2 protein-coding genes are annotated in these 1,676 nt (G+C 53.6%); both read left to right on the top strand.

What is annotated here, in order from left to right; genetic code table 11:
* Positions 1–364 precede the first annotated feature (364 nt).
* Positions 365–673: a hypothetical protein gene (locus JX325_RS16330; protein WP_204792090.1), complete on the top strand. Its 309-nt coding sequence runs from the start codon at positions 365–367 to the stop codon at positions 671–673.
* Positions 654–1,676: site-specific integrase (locus tag JX325_RS16325; RefSeq protein ID WP_204792089.1), on the top strand; the 1,023-nt coding region annotated here is incomplete at its 3' end. The genes JX325_RS16330 and JX325_RS16325, both read left to right, overlap by 20 nt.

The following is a 1,676-nucleotide window of genomic DNA, read 5'->3' as shown; positions in this document are numbered from 1 at the left end:
CTTTGGCGCCCCCGGCCGGTGAACACCGCCCCGCAGAGCGGGTCGGGGACGAGAGTGCGGGGGTCTGTTTATGCCCCCTGGGGTCAATTCGGGGGCCTGCCTTTCCTCAAAGGCCCGCCGTTGGGCGGTTTTCCCGGGTTCCGTTCGGGGATATTGGCGCAAAAAGGGTGTCACGCAAGTGGAAGATCCCTTCGATGTCCTAACCATTGGTGAACCACTCAAAAACTGCGCCGCAATAAACAAAGAATACGTCCGGACCCAAAAGTCCGAAATGAAAATCTGAACTTTCTGATAACTCGGAAAAAGCGGCTGGATATTGAGTCCGCCAGATGGTAATGTGTGTCGCTGACAGGAGGTGGCATACATGGACTACGAGTACATGAGGGCGCTGCGCCAAAGATTTTTCTCAGAGCCGGACGTAATGATGCAAAGGGAAATTGAAGAAGGCTGGCGGTGTCTCTCAGACCGTGTGAGTAAGGAAGATCAAAAAAGAATCCTCAGACTGGTAGACCTGCAAGCGGCACTGCTCGAAGAAACCGCACTGGCAAGTTTTGTGTCAGGATTTCAACCGGCCCACGGAATCGCCGGTGAGCTAAAATCATATTCTTTCGCGAGAGATGAGGAGGCGATGGCAGAAGGAAGGAGGAGTTGCTGTGGCGAAGCGGAGAGCTAATGGAGAAGGCAGTATCCGCAAACGTAAGGACGGACGCTGGGAGGGCCGATACACAGCGGGCCGTGACCCGGTGACAGGCAAGGCGGTTTATAAAAATGTCCTCGGCAAAACTCAGGCAGAGGTCAAGGAAAAACTCAAAGCGGCCATTGAGAAGAGCGCGGTACGACCCGTGAGCATGGAACACTACACAGTGGGCCAATGGCTGGATGCTTGGATGGAGAATTATGCCGAGCTCCAGGTCCGCCCCTCATCCTACAAGACCTACCAAGGATTCATCGAGAACCACATCCGGCCTGCCCTTGGCGACATCCTGCTGGACAAATTGACAGCGATGGACCTCCAGCGGCTGTACAAACATCTGCTGGAGAGCGGCAGGGTGGAATGCGCTGAATCTCGGAATAAACCAAAGGGCCTCAGCGTCAAAACAGTACGGAATATCAACCAGATGATTTCCTCCGCCCTGAACTGTGCGGTGGAGCAACGACTGATTCCTGCCAATCCTACGAAGGGATGTGTCCTGCCAAAGCTGGAGAAAAAGGAGATGAAAATTCTACCACCGGAGAGTCTAGGCACCTTCTTCGAGGAGGCACGGCGCAGTGGTGTATTTGAGTTGTACTATATCGACCTCGCCACTGGCCTTCGACGAGGAGAACTGCTGGGACTGAAATGGAACGATATCGATTTGGACAAGGGCATCATTCATGTCCGACGGCAAATCCTCCGGCAGAATGGCAGGGTAGTTGAAGCACCCTTGAAAACGAAAAACTCCTACCGCAACATTGCGATAGGAGCGGACGCGATTGAAGTCCTCAAAGGGATGAAGCAGAAAGACGAGTACATTTTCCCTTCACCATTTGGAGGACCAATGTCCCCGGACAGCGTTCTGCATATGCTCCAGCGGGTGCTAAAGCGGGCAGGGCTAGAGCGGATACGCTTCCACGACTTGAGACACACATTTTCAGTTCTGGCCTTGCAAAATGTAGTAGACGTGAAAACCTCGTCC

The sequence above is a fragment of the Oscillibacter sp. CU971 genome, assembly GCF_905219725.1.
Taxonomy (GTDB): Bacteria; Bacillota; Clostridia; order Oscillospirales; family Oscillospiraceae; genus Oscillibacter.
This window is presented reverse-complemented; position numbering and strand designations above follow the sequence as displayed.